At 70.7% G+C, this 17,167-nt stretch carries 17 protein-coding genes; 7 read left to right on the plus strand and 10 right to left on the minus strand.

The window, feature by feature from the left end; all coding sequences use genetic code 11:
* The first annotated feature begins 1 nt into the window (after nt 1).
* From GWK15_RS22205 to hutU, 5 genes are all read left to right on the plus strand, one after another.
* A complete protein-coding gene (locus GWK15_RS22205) occupies nt 2–613 on the plus strand; it encodes a biliverdin-producing heme oxygenase (RefSeq protein WP_168043592.1) in 612 nt (203 codons plus the stop codon).
* Between the two features lie 219 nt (nt 614–832).
* Nucleotides 833–1,522, plus strand: a complete 690-nt coding sequence (locus tag GWK15_RS22210; protein ID WP_168043593.1) for a UTRA domain-containing protein — start codon at nt 833–835, stop codon at nt 1,520–1,522.
* A 127-nt stretch (nt 1,523–1,649) separates the two neighbouring features.
* Nucleotides 1,650–2,843 (plus strand): imidazolonepropionase, encoded by a 1,194-nt coding sequence (hutI, locus tag GWK15_RS22215; RefSeq protein ID WP_168043594.1) that lies wholly within the window; start codon nt 1,650–1,652, stop codon nt 2,841–2,843.
* Nucleotides 2,833–4,371, plus strand: coding sequence for a histidine ammonia-lyase (hutH, locus tag GWK15_RS22220; RefSeq protein ID WP_168043595.1), 1,539 nt, complete (start codon nt 2,833–2,835; stop codon nt 4,369–4,371). The genes hutI and hutH overlap by 11 nt, the downstream gene beginning before the upstream one ends.
* Nucleotides 4,372–4,415: 44 nt before the next feature.
* Nucleotides 4,416–6,101, plus strand: a complete 1,686-nt coding sequence (gene hutU, locus GWK15_RS22225) for a urocanate hydratase (protein WP_168043596.1) — start codon at nt 4,416–4,418, stop codon at nt 6,099–6,101.
* 40 nt (nt 6,102–6,141) lie between these two features.
* Here the strand turns inward: hutU and GWK15_RS22230 are convergent, their stop codons facing one another.
* From GWK15_RS22230 to dctP, 4 genes are read right to left on the minus strand one after another with little or no spacing between them, the layout of a single operon-like run.
* Nucleotides 6,142–6,582 carry a type II 3-dehydroquinate dehydratase gene (locus tag GWK15_RS22230; RefSeq protein ID WP_168043597.1) on the minus strand — a complete coding sequence of 147 codons (441 nt, stop codon included), beginning with the start codon at nt 6,580–6,582 and terminating at the stop codon, nt 6,142–6,144.
* 13 nt (nt 6,583–6,595) lie between these two features.
* Complete coding sequence (locus tag GWK15_RS22235; RefSeq protein ID WP_168043598.1) at nt 6,596–7,897, minus strand: TRAP transporter large permease subunit; 1,302 nt, start codon at nt 7,895–7,897, stop codon at nt 6,596–6,598.
* Nucleotides 7,894–8,367, minus strand: coding sequence for a TRAP transporter small permease (locus GWK15_RS22240; protein WP_168043599.1), 474 nt, complete (start codon nt 8,365–8,367; stop codon nt 7,894–7,896). The genes GWK15_RS22235 and GWK15_RS22240 overlap by 4 nt, the downstream gene beginning before the upstream one ends.
* A gap of 10 nt (nt 8,368–8,377) precedes the next feature.
* Nucleotides 8,378–9,370, minus strand: coding sequence for a TRAP transporter substrate-binding protein DctP (gene dctP, locus GWK15_RS22245; RefSeq protein ID WP_168043600.1), 993 nt, complete (start codon nt 9,368–9,370; stop codon nt 8,378–8,380).
* A gap of 163 nt (nt 9,371–9,533) precedes the next feature.
* Between dctP and GWK15_RS22250 the strand changes: the two genes are divergently transcribed.
* Both GWK15_RS22250 and GWK15_RS22255 read left to right on the plus strand, forming a co-directional pair.
* Nucleotides 9,534–10,271: a GntR family transcriptional regulator gene (locus tag GWK15_RS22250; protein ID WP_168043601.1), complete on the plus strand. Its 738-nt coding sequence runs from the start codon at nt 9,534–9,536 to the stop codon at nt 10,269–10,271.
* Nucleotides 10,268–10,918, plus strand: coding sequence for a GntR family transcriptional regulator (locus GWK15_RS22255; protein WP_168043602.1), 651 nt, complete (start codon nt 10,268–10,270; stop codon nt 10,916–10,918). Before GWK15_RS22250 ends, GWK15_RS22255 begins: the two co-directional genes overlap by 4 nt.
* 38 nt (nt 10,919–10,956) lie before the next feature.
* Here the strand turns inward: GWK15_RS22255 and GWK15_RS22260 are convergent, their stop codons facing one another.
* Genes GWK15_RS22260 through GWK15_RS22285 form a run of 6 tightly spaced genes read right to left on the minus strand, consistent with a single transcriptional unit; the run spans nt 10,957 to nt 17,048 of the window.
* On the minus strand, nt 10,957–11,697 hold the full coding sequence (locus GWK15_RS22260) for a glycerophosphodiester phosphodiesterase family protein (RefSeq protein WP_168043603.1): 741 nt from the start codon (nt 11,695–11,697) through the stop codon (nt 10,957–10,959).
* A gap of 14 nt (nt 11,698–11,711) precedes the next feature.
* Nucleotides 11,712–12,533 (minus strand): ABC transporter permease, encoded by an 822-nt coding sequence (locus tag GWK15_RS22265; RefSeq protein WP_168043604.1) that lies wholly within the window; start codon nt 12,531–12,533, stop codon nt 11,712–11,714.
* A 2-nt stretch (nt 12,534–12,535) separates the two neighbouring features.
* Entirely contained in the window at nt 12,536–13,471 is a 936-nt protein-coding gene (locus GWK15_RS22270) for an ABC transporter permease (RefSeq protein ID WP_168043605.1), read from the minus strand.
* On the minus strand, nt 13,472–14,446 hold the full coding sequence (locus GWK15_RS22275) for an ABC transporter ATP-binding protein (RefSeq protein WP_338147314.1): 975 nt from the start codon (nt 14,444–14,446) through the stop codon (nt 13,472–13,474).
* A complete protein-coding gene (locus GWK15_RS22280) occupies nt 14,443–15,432 on the minus strand; it encodes an ABC transporter ATP-binding protein (protein WP_168043606.1) in 990 nt (329 codons plus the stop codon). The genes GWK15_RS22275 and GWK15_RS22280 overlap by 4 nt, the downstream gene beginning before the upstream one ends.
* On the minus strand, nt 15,432–17,048 hold the full coding sequence (locus GWK15_RS22285; protein ID WP_168043607.1) for an ABC transporter substrate-binding protein: 1,617 nt from the start codon (nt 17,046–17,048) through the stop codon (nt 15,432–15,434). The genes GWK15_RS22280 and GWK15_RS22285 overlap by 1 nt, the downstream gene beginning before the upstream one ends.
* Between the last annotated feature and the right edge of the window lie 119 nt (nt 17,049–17,167).

Here is a 17,167-nt window from a genome sequence, read left to right on the forward strand (position 1 = left end):
CATGGCGGGCGGTGCGGCGGCCCTCCCATCGCGCCGGCCAGGACCCGCCCGCCGGGCGCTGCGCGAGGCGACGCAGGACCTGCACGAGCGGATGCACGGCCATCCGGCCTTGCTGCTTCTCTCCCGCGGCTGCATCGGGCGCGATGCCTACGCGGCCCTGCTGGTCGGCTTCCTCCGCTTCCACCGCGCCGTCGAGGATCGGCTGTCACGCGGGCCGGATCTCGGTCCGTTCGGCATCGATGTGGTGGCGCGGCGGCGGTCGCCTGAGCTGCTCGACGACCTCTCGGCGCTTGGCGTGAGCGTTCCGGCAATGCCGCCTTGCGACCTGGCCGTGCCGGAGTCGGTACCGGCGGCACTCGGGTATCTCTACGTGACCGAGGGCTCGCGCCTCGGCGGCCGTGTCCTCGCGCGGGCGCTCGAGACGACGCTCACGCCGGGATCCGCGGAAGGACGCCACTTCCTCCTGGGCGAGGGGGGACGGCAGGGCCAGGGCTGGGGCGAGTTCTGCGCCGCGGTCGAGGATGTGGGCGTCAGCCAGGACGCCCGCGCCGAGATGGCCGGGGCGGCGGTCTCGGCCTTCATCGCGTTCGAAGCCTGCCTCGGCCGGGCGTGACGCGGCCTGCGGCGCTGTCGCACCTGGCGGGGTGGCCGTCGCCCCGGCGGCGGGCGGGATGAGAGCGTCCCGGCGCGACCATCGATCCGCCGCGCGCGCGTGACACCGGGGCGGCCGCGGTAACCCGGTCTTTTGTCCGGACTTGAAGGCCGTTATGTCCAGTAAAGACCGGGCCCGCGCGACGGGCAGGCATGGGGCGGCGGCAAGCAGGGGCGGACGGTGGCGGTCACCTATCGGGACATCAAGGCGGACATCCTGGGCAAGATCACCCGCGGGGAGTGGAAGCCCGGCAGCCTGATCCCCGGCGAGCTCGAACTCGCCGAGACCTATGGCTCCGCCCGCGCGACGGTGAACCGCGCGATGCGCGAACTGGCCGAGGACGGCATCATCGAGCGCAAGCGGAAATCGGGCTCCCGCGTGCGGCTGTCCCCGCTGCGCCAGGCGCGCTTCGACATTCCCATCGTCCGGCGCGAAATCGAGGAGAGAGGCGCGGCCTATCGCTACGCGCTCGTCGAATCCGAGGTGGTCCGCGCACCCGACTGGGTGCGGGCGCGCATGGGGCTGTCGCCGGGCGAGACGGTTCGCCACCTCGTCTGCCTGCATTTCGCGGACGGCACGCCGTATCAGCACGAGGATCGCTGGATCAACCTCGCGGTGCTGCCGCAGGCGCGCGACGCGGACTTCCGCTCGGAGGGGCCGAACGAATGGCTCGTCGCGCATATCCCCTTCTCCGAAGCCGAGATCAGCATCTCCGCGACCGTGGCCGATGCGACGCTCGCCGCGCACCTGGCCTGCGCGGCGGGGGATCCGCTGCTGCAGATCGAGCGGTCGACGCGCTGGCATGGCCGGGCGGTGACCTACGTGCGCCTCGTGCACCATCGTGGCCACCGGATGACCGCGCGGTACTGACCGCACCGGCGGCGCCGTAAACTGAGAACCCGTCGAACGGGAGGCCCGCGCCACCCACCGCGGTTTCGCCTTGACAGGTTAATATGTGCAGACATAATAATTCGAACGTCAGACAAACGAAGGCGTCATGACGATGATCCTCCGCAACGCGACGCTCGCGACCATGACGGCGGGCTATGGCCTCGTCGAAGGCGGCGCCGTCGTGATCGAGGGCGATCGGATCGTCTGGGCCGGCCCCGAAGCCGAGGCACCGCCGGCCGCGGGCGAGCGGATCGACCTCGGCGGCCGCCTCGTCACGCCAGGTCTAGTCGATTGCCACACGCATCTCGTCTTTGCCGGCGACCGCGCGCGGGAATTCGAGATGCGCCTCGAAGGTGCGACTTACGAGGAAGTGGCCCGTGCCGGGGGCGGCATCCTCTCGACCGTCCGCGCGACGCGGGCGGCCAGCGAAGACGATCTGCTCGCCGGCGCGCTGCCGCGGATCGACCAGATGCTGGCGCAGGGCGTGACCTGCATCGAGGTCAAGTCGGGCTACGGCCTCGATATCGAGACCGAGCTGCGGATGCTGCGCGCGGCGCGGCGCATCGCGCAGCACCGCCCGGTGCGGGTGCTCACCACCTTCCTCGGCGCGCACGCGCTGCCGCCCGAATACGCGGGTCGCCACGACGACTACATTGCCGAATGCGTGCTGCCCGCCCTCGCGGCGGCGCATGCCGAAGGCCTCGTCGACGCGGTGGACGGGTTCTGCGAGGGCATCGCCTTCAGTCCCGCGCAGATCGCCCGCGTCTTCGCCGCGGCTCGCGAGCTTGGCCTGCCGGTCAAGCTGCATGCCGAGCAGCTGTCGAACCTGCATGGCGCGGCGCTGGCCGCGCGGCACGGGGCGCTGTCGGCCGATCACCTCGAATACCTGGACGAGGATGGCGTGCGCGCCATGGCGGCGGCCGGGACCGTGGCGGTGATCCTGCCCGGCGCCTTCTACACCCTGCGAGAGACGCAGATGCCGCCGATCGACCTGCTGCGCCGGCATGGCGTGCCGATGGCGGTCGCGACGGACTGCAATCCCGGCTCCTCGCCCATGACCTCGCTGCCGCTGGCGATGAACATGGCCTGCACGCTGTTCCGCCTGACGCCCGAGGAGGCGCTGGCCGGCGCCACCATCCACGCCGCGCGGGCGCTCGGGCTGACGGATTGCGGGCGCATCGCGCCAGGCTGCCGCGCCGACCTGGCTGTCTGGGAGGCGGCGCACCCGGCCGAGCTCGCCTACCGCCTCGGCGCGACGCCGCTGCATGCCCGCATCTTCGGAGGCCGTCGTGACGCCTGAAATCCTGCAGCCCGGCGCCGTCACCCTCGCGCAGCTCGAGCACATCTATCGCACCGAGGCGCCTGCGACGCTGTCCCCCGCCGCGCGTCCCGCCGTCGAGGCCGCCGCGGCGCGCGTCGCCGAGGCCGCGGCCGGGGAGACGGCCGTCTATGGCGTGAACACCGGCTTCGGGAAGCTCGCGAGCCTGAAGATCGCGCCGGGCGACACCGCGACGCTGCAGCGCAACCTGATCCTGTCGCATTGCTGCGGCGTGGGGGAGGCGATCTCGCGCCGCCACACGCGGCTGATGATGGTGCTGAAGCTGATCTCGCTCGGGCGCGGCGCATCGGGCGTGCGCTGGGCGTTGATCGAGTTGCTGCAGGCCATGCTGGCGCGTGGCGTGACGCCGGTGGTGCCGGCGCAGGGCTCGGTCGGCGCCTCGGGCGATCTGGCGCCGCTCGCGCACATGACCGCCGTGCTGATCGGCGCGGGGCAGGCCGAGTTCGAGGGCCGCGTCCTGCCGGGCGCGGAGGCGCTGGCGGCCGCGGGCCTGGCGCCGATCCCGCTGGGTCCAAAGGAAGGGCTCGCCTTCATCAACGGCACGCAGTTCTCGACCGCCTTCGCGCTCGCCGGCCTGTTCGATGCCTGGTCCGCGGCGCGGTCGGCGCTCGTGATCTCCGCGCTGTCGACCGATGCGATCATGGGCTCGACGGCGCCGCTGCAGCCCGAGATCCACGCGCTGCGCGGCCATGCCGGCCAGATCGAGGCCGCCGCCGTGCTGCGGGCGCTGCTCGATGGCTCCGTCATCCGCGAAAGCCATCGCGAGGGCGATACGCGCGTGCAGGATCCCTACTGCATCCGCTGCCAGCCGCAGGTGACCGGCGCAGCGATGGACGTGCTGCGCCAGGCGGCCCGCACGCTCGAGATCGAGGCCAACGCGGCGACCGACAATCCGCTGGTGCTGACCGAGGCCGGCATGATCGTCTCGGGCGGCAACTTCCATGCCGAGCCCGTGGGCTTCGCCGCCGACATGATCGCGCTGGCGGTCTCCGAGATCGGCGCCATCGCGCAGCGCCGCGTCGCGCTGATGGTCGACCCGACGCTCAGCTTCGACCTGCCGCCCTTCCTCACGCCCAATCCCGGCTTGAACTCCGGCCTGATGATCGCCGAGGTCACCACGGCGGCGCTGATGAGCGAGAACAAGCATCTCGCCACGCCCTGCGTGACGGATTCGACGCCGACCTCCGCCAATCAGGAGGACCATGTCAGCATGGCCGCCCATGGCGCGCGGCGGCTGGGGCCGATGGTGCGCAACCTCGAGCGCATCCTTGGCGTCGAGCTTCTCTGCGCCGCCCAGGGCGTCGAGTTCCGCGCGCCGCTCGTCACATCGGCCCCGCTGAGCAAGGTGGTCGCCCGCCTGCGGCGCGACGTCGCGACGCTGGGCGAGGATCGCTACCTCGCGCCCGACATCGAAGCCGCGGCACGCCTGGTCGCCGAGGGCGCTATCGCCGGGGCCGCAGGCCTGCCGCTGCCCGCGCTTTCGCCCTGACTGCCATCGCTCCCGTCCCACCGATCATCCGGACCGAGGCCCCCATGACCGATCCGCGCCACAACATCCGCGACGTCTTCCCCCCGACCGGCCCCGAGAAGACCGCCAAGACCTGGGGCGGCGAGGCCGCGATGCGGATGCTGATGAACAACCTGCATCCGGACGTCGCGGAGAAGCCGCATGAGCTCGTCGTCTATGGCGGCATCGGCCGCGCGGCGCGCGGCTGGCAGGATTTCGACCGCATCGTCGCCGGGCTGAAGGACCTCGAGCCCGACGAGACGCTGATCGTGCAGTCGGGCAAGCCGATCGCCATCGTGCGCACGCATGCCGACGCGCCGCGCGTGCTCATCGCCAATTCCAACCTGGTGCCGCATTGGGCGACCTGGGAGCATTTCAACGAGCTCGATCGCAAGGGCCTGATGATGTACGGCCAGATGACGGCCGGGTCGTGGATCTACATCGGCACCCAGGGCATCGTGCAGGGCACCTACGAGACCTTCGCCGAGGCGGGACGCCAGCATTATGGCGGCGACCTCAAGGGGCGCTGGATTCTGACCGGTGGCCTGGGCGGCATGGGCGGCGCGCAGCCGCTGGCCGCGGTGATGGCTGGGGCCTGCTGCCTCGCGGTGGAATGCGACGAGACGCGCATCGATTTCCGCATGCGCACCCGCTACCTCGACGCCAAGGCGCAGTCGCTGGACGAAGCGCTCGGCATGATCGCCGGCTGGACGGCGAAGGGCGAGGCGAAGTCGGTGGGCCTGCTCGGCAACGCCGCCGAGGTCTTCCCCGAGCTGCTGCGCCGGATGAAGGCAGGTGGGCCGCGCCCGGACATCGTGACCGACCAGACCAGCGCGCATGATCCGCTGAATGGCTATTGCCCCGCGGGCTGGACGGTCGCGCAATGGCGGGCGAAGCAGGAGAGCGCGCCGGCCGAGGTGGAGCGCGCCGCGCGCGCCTCGATGCGCGCGCATGTCGAGGCGATGGTGGGCTTCTGGAATGCCGGCGTGCCGACGCTCGACTACGGCAACAACATCCGCCAGGTCGCGAAGGAGGAGGGGTTCGAGAACGCCTTCGCTTTCCCGGGCTTCGTGCCGGCCTACATCCGCCCGCTGTTCTGCAAGGGCATCGGGCCCTTCCGCTGGTGCGCGCTGTCGGGCGATCCCGAGGACATCTACAAGACCGACGCGGCGATGAAGCGGCTGTTCCCGGACAACGCGCATCTGCATCGGTGGCTCGACATGGCGCGGGATCGCATCGCCTTCCAGGGCCTGCCGGCACGCATCTGCTGGATCGGCCTCGGCGACCGGCATCGCGCCGGGCTGATGTTCAACGAGATGGTGGCGAGCGGTGAGCTGAAGGCCCCGATCGTGATCGGGCGCGACCATCTCGACTCCGGTTCCGTCGCCTCCCCCAACCGCGAGACCGAGGCGATGCGGGACGGATCCGATGCGGTGTCCGACTGGCCACTGCTGAACGCGCTGGTGAACACGGCGTCCGGTGCGACCTGGGTGTCGCTGCACCATGGCGGCGGCGTGGGCATGGGCTTCAGCCAGCATGCCGGCGTCGTCATCCTCGCCGACGGCACGCCCGAAGCGGCGAAGCGGCTGGAACGCGTGCTGTGGAACGACCCGGCCTCGGGTGTCTGGCGGCATGCGGATGCGGGCTACGACATCGCCATCCAGTGCGCGAAGGACCACGGGCTGCGGTTGCCGGGAATCCTGGGGAACTGAGCGGTGCGCGCCATGCCGCGCCAATCGCCTGGCCGGCCGCTCAGGCGTCTGCCAGCATCTCCCGCACGCACCGTGTCGAGACGACGTAGCCCCGCGCGCCCAGCCCCGCGATGACCGCCGTCGCGACCGATGAGATCAGCGAATGGTGGTAGATCGCCTCCCGCCGGTGGATGTTCGACAGGTGCAGCTCGATGATGATGCCCTTGAACATCTTCAGCGCGTCGAGGACGGGGATGGAGCGGAAGGTCAGCCCGGCGGGGTTGATCACGATGCCGCCGGCCTCGTCGTCGATCGCCTCGTGGATCCAGTCGACGAGCTGCCCTTCCCAGTTGGTCTGGCGGAACACCAGGGGATGCTCGCCGGCCTCCGCGCGGCACATCGCCTCGATCTCGGCGAGGGTCGTGCGGCCGTAGATCTCCGGCTCCCGCTTGCCGAGCCGGTTGAGGTTGGGCCCGTTCAGCACATGGATGGAGCGCGGCATCGCGAAGGTCTCCTCAACCCTGGTAGCCGAGCTGGCGCGGCAGCCAGAGCACGAGCTCGGGGACATAGGTGATCAGCATCAGCGCCGCGACCATCGCGACGAGGAAGGGCAGGGTGTCGCGCACCACCGCCGTCAGCGGCTGGCCGGACAGCTTCGCGCAGATGAACAGCAGCAGGCCGTAAGGCGGCGTGATGAGGCCGATCATGATGTTCACGACCACGACGACGCCGAAATGCACCATGTCGATGCCCAGCGCCTGGGCCGTTGGTACCAGCACCGGCACGACCACCAGCAGGATGGTGCTGCCTTCCATCAGGCAGCCGAGCACCAGCAAGATCAGGTTCACCACGAGCAGGAACTGCCAGGGCGACATCTCCCATCCGGCGAGGATGCCGCGCACCGTGTTGGGCACGTTCTCGCTGGTGATGACGTAGTTCAGCGCCAGCGCACCGGCGATCAGCATGCCGATCGCGGCGGTGGACCGCGCGCTCTCGCGCACCGCCGCCCAGGTCTGCGCTAGGGTGATGCTGCGGTAGAAGACCGCGGCGATCAGCCAGGCATAGGCGGCGGCGACGGCCGCGGCCTCGGTCGGCGTCATCACGCCGCCATAGATCCCGCCCAGCAGGATCACCGGCATCATCAGGGCCGGCAGCGCCTCGAGCGTCAGGCGGGGGAACTCGCGCACCGGCACGCGCTCGGCGATCGGGAAGTCGTGGCGATGGGCCATCCAGCTGTTGATGCCCATCTGCGCGGCCGCCATCAGCAGGCCGGGTATCACGCCGCCGAGGAACAGGTAGCCGATCGAGGCATCCGCCACGAGAGCGTAGAGCACCATCGGGATGGATGGCGGGATGATCGGGCCGATGACGGCGGTGACCGCGGTGAGCGCCGCCGCGTAGCTCGCGGGATAGGCACCGCCCTTGGTCATCATGTCGATCTGCACCTTGCCGCTGCCCGCGGCGTCGGCGATCGCCGATCCCGACATGCCGGCGAAGATGACGCTCTGCACCACGTTCACGTGGCCGAGCCCGCCGCGGAAGCGCCCGACGAGCAGGTTGCAGAAACGCAGCAGCCGGTCCGTCAGGCTGCCGGCATTCATCAGCCCGGCCGAGAAGATGAACAGCGGCACGGCCAGCAGCACGTAGCTGCCGTTCAGCCCGTTCAGCACCTGTTCCGCCGCGACCGACATGTCCTGCCCGGAGGTGCCGAGATAGACGATGGTCGCGGTGATCATCGCGAGGCCGATCGGCAGGCCGAGCACGGAAAGCCCCAGCAGGGCGATCATCGCCAGGGTGAAGGGGTCGTGCAGGCTCACGCGATGCGACCCAGCCTGCGGCCCGTCACCGACCGCCAGACGATCGCGGCGTGACGGACGATCATCGCCACCGCGAAGATCAGGTAGACGGAGTAGAGGATGTCGAAGCGGATGCCGAGATAGGCCGACTTCTCGACCTTCATGAAGGTGACGTAGTCCACCATCGCCGGCAGCGACCAGGTGAAGACCGTGACCACGGCGGCGCTCGCGATGCCGTCCGCGATGCGGCGCAGGCGGTGCGGCAGCAGGCCGTACAGAACGTCGAAGCGGATCTCCTCCTCGTCGCGCAGCACGAGGCCGGCGCCCCACAGGATTCCCCAGACCCAGCACAGGGTCGACAGCTCGGCCGTCCAGCTCAGCGGCGCGTTCAGCACGTAGCGCGTCACGATCTGCAGCATGAAGGCGACGAACATCGCCACCAGCAGCGCGGAGAGCACGTCCTCCGCGCGGCGGCCGAGCCAACCGGTCATCGCGCCGGGATCAGCGGATAGCGTTGATGCGGTCGAGGATGCCCGCCGGCCAGCTTTGCGACTGGCTGGAGGCGAGGTAGCGACGCTGCGCCTCGGCCCGGAAGGCATCGAGGTTCGGCACATAGACCTCGAGGCCCTGCGACTTGAAGAAGTCGACGCATTCCTGTTCCTGCGCCAGGTGGCGGCGCGTGCTCTCCGCGATTGCCTTGTCGGCGGCCGCCTGCACGGCGCTCCGCTGCGCGGGCGTCAGCGCGTCCCAGGTGCGCGACGAGATCGACAGCAGGTCATAGGCGACGAGGTGGCTGGTGAGGACGAACTGCGTCGTCACCTCGTTGAAGCGCATGGTGCGGCTGGTCGGCAGCGGATTGTCCTGCCCGTCCACCGTGCCGGTCTGCAGCGCGGTGTAGAGCTCGGCGAAGGCGACCGGGGTCGGGTTGGCGCCGAGCGCCTCGCCCAGGAACTGCCAGGTCTCGCCGGGCGGCATGCGCAGCTTGATGCCCGCCATGTCCGCCGGCGTCGCGATGCGCCGCCGCGGCTTCAGGTTCACGTGCCGCGTGCCGAAATAGAGCGGCCCGAGGATCTGCACGTTCAGCTGGTCGCGCACCATCTTCTTGAAGTCCTCGCCGACCGGGCTGGCGAAGACCTTGTTCATGTGGTCGACGTCGCGGAACAGGTAGGCCGAGGCCATCACTGACCAGGCCGGGATCTGCCGCGAGAAGTCCTGCGGCGCGAGGTTCGCCATCTCGACATTGCCGCGCTGGATCGCGACCAGCTCCGTGCCCTGGCGGAACAGCGTGGCATTCAGGTGCAGTTCGACGTCGAAGTCGCTGGCGAGGTCGCGCTGGAAGCCGCGCATCGCCTCGGCGCGGATGTCCTGGTCCGAGAAGACCGCGGTGAAGCGGATGCGGCGGCGGGCCTGCTGCGCAAGCGCAGGAAGCGCGGGGGCCGCCAGCGCGGCGGCCGCGGCCGTCAGGACGGAGCGGCGTCCGGTGTGCGATCGCATCGGTGTTTCCTTCCCTGGACTTTGTCCTTGGGCCGCAGCGCGGCTAAGCGCGGACGCTAGGGGAGGCTGCTCCCGGGGATCAATAGCGATTCGGCAAATCCTCCGAGATTTCGTCAAATGACGGCTATTGTGTTGCCGGCGCCGCCTCGTCGATAGTGGCGTCATGGCGCCACCGAACGGCAGCGTGGAAACCCCGGGGGAGGCGGCATATCGCCGCATCCGGGCCGATGTCGTGCTCGGCCGCCTGGCGCCGGGCCGCAAGCTTGGGTTGGACGGGCTGCGCGCGATCTACGGCGTCGCCATCGGCACGCTGCGCGAAGCGCTGTTCCGCCTCGCCTCCGAGGGCCTGGTCGAGGCGGAAGGCCAGCGCGGCTTCGCCGTCGCGCCCGTCTCCGCCGAGGATTTCCGCGAGGTCGCTGAACTCCGCCTGTTGCTCGAATGCCATGCCGTGTCGGCGTCCTTTGCGGCGGGCGACCTCGACTGGGAAGGCGGCGTGGTCGCCGCGCACCACAAGCTGGCGACGCTGGAACGCCGGCTGCTTGCCGGCGACCCGGCCGATGCGGCGCAGTGGAAGCGCTACGACCGCGAATTCCACCAGGCGCTGATCGCCGCCTGCGGGTCGGAGACGCTGCTCGAGACCTATGCCGCCGCCTATGACCGCTTCCTGCGCTACCAGATGGTGGCCGTGGTGTTCCGTGGGGCCATTGCGGCCCAGCAGCATGCGGCATTGCTCGACGCCGCGCTCGCCCGCGATGCGCCGGGCGCGCAGCGCATCCTGCGCGAGCACGTCGAAGGCTGCGTCGAGCATGTCGTGCAGGCGGGTACCCTCGCGCCCTTCGCCGCGCGTGCGCCTGCGGTGCAGCACGTCGCGCCCCTGCGGGCCCGTGGCGTCGCGCGATGAGCGAGGCGACGAGCGAGCGCGCCTTCGGCCGCATCCGCGCCGACATCCTGCGCGGCGTGCTGGGGCCCGGGCGCAAGCTGACGCTCGACCGGCTGCGCGAGACCTATGGCGTCGGGCTCAGCACCCTGCGCGAGAGCCTCAGCCGCCTGGTCGCCGAGCGGCTGGTCGTCGCCGAAGGCCAGCGCGGCTTCGAGGTCGCCGGCTTTTCCGAGACGGAGCTCCGCGAGGTGGCGGAGCTCCGCCTGCTGCTGGAAGGCCATGCGCTGGAGCACGCCTTCCGCGCCGGTGACGTCGAATGGGAGGCAAGCGTCGTCGCCGCGCACCACAAGCTGTCCCAGATGCAGGATCGGCTCGCGGCCGGCGACGCCGAGGCGTTGGAACCCTGGCGCCGTTTCGATGCGGAATTCCACCGGACGCTGATCTCGGCCTGCGGGTCGCGGACGCTGATGGCGACGCATGCGAGCGTCTTCGATCGCTATTCGCGCTATCAGAACCTCGCGCTCGGCTTCCGCGGGGAGATCGCGGTGCGCGAGCATCGCGAGCTCTGCGACGCGGCGATCCGGCGGGATGCCGCGGCCGCGCGGGAGGTCCTCGCCGCCCATATCCGCGGCGGCGTCGCGCATGCCATGGCGAGCGGCGGCGTCTGACGTCGTCCGCGTCGCCGTGGATCGCGTGCGGGTGCGACCTATCCGCGCATCTCGAGCGCCGCGACCGGGTCGTCGCTGGTGAAGATGTCGACGCCGAGGTCCAGGACGCGCCGGATGTCCGACGCTTCCTTCAGGCCCCATGCGCCTGGCGACAGGCCGGCGGCGCGCGCCGCGGCAAGGACGGCCGGGTCCAGCAGGGCATGATGGATGCCGATACCGGACGCGCCGCAGCCCCGCGCCGTGGCGAAGGCCATGTCCATGCCGATGTCGTGCCAGACCTGCGGCGCACAGAGCCAGATCAGCGTGCCGCCGAAGCGCTTCGTATCGCGGATCGCGGCGACCATCGGCGCCTGGAAGGAGGTGATGGCCGCCTGGCCGAGCATCCCTTCGGCCTCCAGCACGTCGAGCACCTTCGGACCGATGCCCGGATAATGGATGCGGTCGGCATCGGCCTTGATCTCGACCCGTAGCAGGATCGGCGAGCCGCGATAGATGCGCACCACCTCGGCCAGGGTCGGGATGCATTCGCCATGGGCGCCGCGCAGGCGGATGCGACGCAACTCCGCGAGGGTCCGCCCGCGCACGGGGCCGCGCGCATCCGTGGTGCGGTCCAGCATCGGGTCGTGGATCACGACGCATTCGTCGTCGGCCGAGAGCTGGACGTCGAATTCGACCTGGTCGACCGCGAGCTTCGCCGTCTCGCGGAAGGCCATCAGGCTGTTCTCGGGCCAGAGGTAGGAACCGCCGCGATGCGAGGCGATCAGGGTGCGATGGGCCATGGAGGTCCTTCCGTTCAGCGGAGCGTGGGATCGAGCCGGTCGCGCAGCCAATCCCCGAGGATGGAGACCGCGAGGGTCGTCACCACGATGGTGATGGAGGGGGCGAGCAGCACCCAGGGCGCGCGGGTGAGATACTCTCGCCCGTAGCCGACCATTGACCCCAGCGAGGTCGCCGGCGGCTGCACGCCAAGCCCGAGGAAGGACAGGCCGCTTTCGAGCAGCACGATCTCGGGGAAGGCGAGCGTCATGGAGACGATCAGGGTGCTCGCGATGTTGGGCAGGATGTGGCGGCCATAGATACGGAGCGGCGAGGCGCCGAGCTGCCGCACCGCGGCCGCGTAGCCTTGCGCGCCGGCGCTGATGGCCAACCCCCGGGAGATGCGCGCATAGCGTTCCCAGCCGTGCAGGCCGAGCAGGCAGATGAAGAGCGGCAGCGAATTGCCGAAGAAGGCGAGGACGGACAGCGCCAGCACCAGGAAGGGCATGCTCGCCTGGAAGTCGACCAGGGCGAGCACGACGTGCTCCACGGCCCCGCGGAAATGCGCGGCGAGGAAGCCCAGCACCGTGCCGAGCACGGCCGCGATGATGCAGGCGCCGAAGGCGATCAGCAGCGACATGCGGATCGAATGCACCAGGCGCGACAGCACGTCGCGGCCGAGCTCATCCGTGCCCAGCGGATGCGCCCAGGTCCCGCCGAAGCCGATCGGTGGCGACAACCGCGCCCGCAGGTCGAGCGCGGTATAGGAGTAGGGTGCGGCCGCGTCGGCGAGGATGGCGATGCCGAGCATCAGCACGACCCATGCCAGCGCCAGCGCGACCAGCGGCGGGATGCGCATGGTCAGCCCTTCCCCCCGCCGCGCGCCGTGCGCAGCCGCGGATCGAGCACGCCGTAGAGCAGGTCGACGATGAAGTTCGACGTGACCATCGTCGCCGCCACCAGCAGCAGCACGCATTGCACGACGGCGAGGTCGCGGTTGGACACCGCTACCACCAGCAGGCGGCCGACGCCGGGCCAGGAGAAGACGCTTTCGACCACGACAGCGCCGGCGATCAGGCTGCCGACCATGAAGCCCACGATCGTCACGGTCGGGATCGCCGCATTGGGCAGGGCATGGCCGCGCACCACGGCGCGCCAGGGCACGCCCTTGGCACTCGCCGTGCGGATATAGGGCTGGCCGAGTACTTCCAGCATTGCCGAGCGGGTGAAGCGCGCCAGCACGGCCGCGCCGCCGATGCCGAGCGTGATCACCGGCAGGATCGCGTGCCGCCAGGAATCCTGCCCGCCCGAAGGGAGCCAGCCCAGTTGCACGGCGAAGACCAGCACCAGCAGCAGCCCCAGCACGAAGGACGGCACGGCGAAGCCGGCGACGGCCATGACCATCACCACGCGGTCGGTCGCCGAGTTGCGATGCAGCGCCGCGTAGACACCCGCCGGGATGCCGATGCCGACCTTCAGCGCCAGCGCCGGCAGGGTGAGGGCGAGTGTCGCCGGGATCCGCTCGGCGACCAGGTCGATGGCGTCGCGCCCGTCGCGCATCGATTGCCCGAGGTCGCCCTGCAGGATCGCGCCGAAGTAGCTGAAGTACTGGACCCAGAGCGGGCGATCGAGGCCCCAGGCCTCGCGGAAGGCGGCGACCGCCTCGGGCGGGGCATCGACGCTGAGGATCAGCAGCGCCGGGTCGCCCGACAGCCGCAACACCACAAAGGCGAAGGTGACGACCATGACGATGGTCAGCGCGGCGCGCAGCAGGCGCCCGGCGATGAAGCGCAGCATCTAGGCGGCTTCTCCCATCGCCTCGCCCTGCGCGACATGGCAGGCGACGCGGCGCCCGTCGGAGGCGCGCGGCTTGAGTTCGGGCACAACGCTGCGGCACAGCCCCACCGCCATCGGGCAGCGTGGATGGAAAGCGCAGCCTGGCGGGCGCGCCGCGGGGTTCGGCGGGTCACCCTGCAGGACCTGGCGCCGCGCCGTCCGCCCCGGATGCGGGATGGCCGAGACCAGCGCCTGGGCATAGGGGTGCGCGGGATCGCGCAGCACGGCGTCGGGCTCGCCTTCCTCGACGATGCGGCCGAGATACATGACGGCGACGCGGTGGCTGACCTGCCGCACCGCGCGCAGATCGTGGCTGATGAACAGCATGGTCAGCCGGCGTTCCGCCTGCAGGTCGATCAGCAGGTTCATCACCTGCGCCTGGACCGAGACATCGAGCGCGCTGATCGGCTCGTCGCAGACCAGCAGCGCCGGATCGGTCGCGAGCGCACGCGCCAGCACCGCTCGCTGCCGCTGTCCCCCGGAGAGCTCATGAGGGTAGCGCGCGGCGAAATCCTCGCGCAGGCCGACGTCCCGCAGCAGGCCGGCGACGCGGTCCTGCGCGCCGGCCATGCCGTGGATCTCGAAGGGCTCGGCGATCTGCGTGCCGATGGTCAGGCGGCGATCCAGCGCGCCGAGCGGATCCTGGAAGACCATCTGCATCCGTGCCCGCTGCGCGCGCCAGGCGGCGGAGCCGACCGGGGGCACGGGCGCGCCATCGAAGCGGACGGTGCCCTCGTCGGGCGCCTCCAGCCCCAGCACCAGCCGCCCGGTGGTCGACTTCCCGCAGCCGGATTCGCCCACCAGCCCGAGCGTCTCCCCGCGTTCGAGCCGCAGCGAGACGCCGTCGACGGCGCGCAGCTCCACCTGGCGGCCGAGCAGGCCGCGCCGCATCGTGTAGCGACGCACCAGGCCTTCGGCTTCGAGCAGCGCCGTCACGCCGCGGCCAATCCGAAGGCGGGCGGCACGTCGGCCCCCAGGATGCGGCAGGCGGCGCGCTGGCCAGGCGCGACGTCGACCAGCGGCGGCACCTGTTCGTCGCACAGGGACGCATGGCGCGGGCAGCGCGGGCCGAAGGCGCAGCCCGGCGGCAGCGCGCGCGGTTCGGGCACGCTGCCGGGGATCGCGGCCAGGTGCTGGCGCGGCAAGCCATCGAGTGGCGGCAGCGCCGAGAGCAGGCCCTGCGTGTAGGGATGCGCCGGCGCGTCAAACAGCCGCGCGGAGGAGACTTCCTCGATCACCAGGCCGGCATACATCACGGCGACGCGGTCGCACGTCTCCGCCACCACGCCGAGGTCGTGGGAGATGAGCACCAGCGCCATGCCCGTCTCGGCGCGCAGGGTCGCGAGCAGGTCGAGGATCTGCGCCTGGATCGTCACGTCGAGCGCGGTGGTCGGTTCATCCGCCACCAGCAGGCGCGGCCGGCCGGCGAGCGCCATGGCGATCATCACGCGCTGGTTCTGTCCGCCCGACAGTTCGTGCGGATAGGCATCCATGCGGTTGCCCGCATCGGGGATGCCGACCTGGTCGAGCAGCCGCCGCGTCTCGGCCCGCGCCGCCGCGCCGTCCATGCCGCGGTGCAGGCGCAGCGCCTCGCCGACCTGGCGGCCGATGCGGTGCACCGGGTTCAGGCTGCTCGCGGGGTCCTGGAAGATCATCGCGATCTGCCCGCCGCGCACCCGGTCCAGCACCGGCATCGGCGCGCCGAGCAGTTCCTGCCCGTCCAGCACCACGCTGCCCGTGACCCGCGCCTTGCCGGGCAGCAGGCCGAGCGCGGCGAGCCAGGTGACGGACTTCCCACATCCGGATTCGCCGACGACGCCGACCGCCTCGCCCGCACCCACGGCCAGGTCCACGCCCCGCAGCACCGGGACCCCGTCGAAGGCGACGCGCAGCCCGCTGATGCGGACGAGGGGGTCGTCCATCAGCCGCGACGACCCCAGTTCGCCGCGGTGAAATCCATGAAGAAGGACTGCGCCGGCTTCCAGGCGATGTCCTTGCGCTTCGCCGTCAGGTTGGTGGTCTGGTGCAGGACGATGTAGGCGGGGTCCTCGCGCTCGGCGATCACCATCATGCGCTGGAAGGCGCGGCGGCGCTCATCGTGGTCGACGGAGCTGTCGAGCACCTCCGACAGCCGGCCGAATTCGTCGTTGCGCCAGGCGCCGACCTGCCATTGCTGGCCCTGCGGCCCGTGGTTGTTGGGCAGGGAGGAGACGGGATCGTTGAAGGTCGCGGAATTCGACCAGTCCCAGATGCCGCGCTGCCCCTGGTTCGACAGCACCTGCGGGAAGTTCTCGCGCATCTCGATCGCGACGTTGATGCCGACCTGGCGCCAGCCTTCGACCAGGATCTGCGCCGTCGGGACCTGCGCCGTGTAGTAGTTGTTGAGCAGGCGGTAGGGGATCGGCTCGCCGCGATACCCGCTCTCCCGCACCAGGCGGCGCGCTTCGGCGAGGTCGTATTTCGGCACCTCCCAGTCGCGGAGGAACATGTTGCCGTAGAATTCGAACTGCAGCCCCTTGGGGACCTGGGTGCGGCGGTCCCACAGCGCGTCGACGATCGACTGGCGATCCACGGCGTGCGACATGGCGCGCCGCAGCAGCGGGCTGCGCAGCGCCGGCTGGTTCTTGTCGAAGACGGAGATGCGGTGGTTCATCACCGCGCCGCCGACCACCTCGTGCCGCGCGCTGCGCTGCACGGTCGTGATCTGGTCGGGTGGGATGTCGCAGGCGAAATCCGCTTCGCCGGAGAGCAGCATGTTGATGCGGCTCGCGACCTCCGGCACCTCGACGAATCGGATCTGGCGCAGCGGCGGCCGCCCGCCCCAATGGTCGTCGAAGGCCACGAGGGTGAGCGACTGGTCCGGGCGGAACTCGGCGACGCGATAAGGACCGGTGCCGACCGGCTTGCGTGCCCAGTCGAGCCAGCTCGGCGCGGCGTCGAAGGCGGCCTGGGACATGATGACGCCGATGCTGCGCGCGAGGCGGCCTTCGAGCGTCACGTCCGGCGTCTTGTTCACCCAGCGGACGGTGCGGGCGTCGACGATCTCGAACTTCTCGAAGCCCGGATAGGCGCGGCGGGCGATGGCCGGCACCTCGGGCGGTGGCGCCTTGCCCTGGCTGCGGCCGGGCGCGGCGCCGAACATGTTGCGGCTCTGGTCGCCGCTGCCCCACATGCGTTCCGGACCGAAGGAGAAGACGACATCCTCGGCCGTGACCGGCCTGCCGTCATGGAAGCGCGCGCCCTGCCGCAGGGTAAATTCGACCGTGCTGTGGTCGATGCGCCGCCAGGATTCGGCCAGCGACGGCCGCAGCGCGAGGTCGCCGATCCAGTCGATGTCGACCAGGCTTTCGCTGAAGCTGCCGGAGACGCGGGTGCCGACATTCGACTGCTCGCGCAGCGGTTCCAGCACGTTGCTGTTGGCCAGCTTCTGCACCGCCACGGTGATCGCGGGCCGCTGGTCGGCCTGGGCGATCGCGAAGCGCGGCAAGGTCATCGCCGCTGCAGTCAGCGCCGTGCGCCGCGTCAATCGCAGGTCCATGTCCCGGTTCTTTCCTCCACCCAGGCGGATGATATGCAAGCGCTACCGCGCTGTCAGGTGGCAGCGTGCGGAGCCTTGGCGCGGAGGTGCTTGGCGCGCGCCCCGAGGCATGTCGACCG

Origin of the sequence: Neoroseomonas oryzicola, from assembly GCF_012163135.1 — a bacterium.
Taxonomy (GTDB): domain Bacteria; phylum Pseudomonadota; class Alphaproteobacteria; order Acetobacterales; family Acetobacteraceae; genus Neoroseomonas; species Neoroseomonas oryzicola.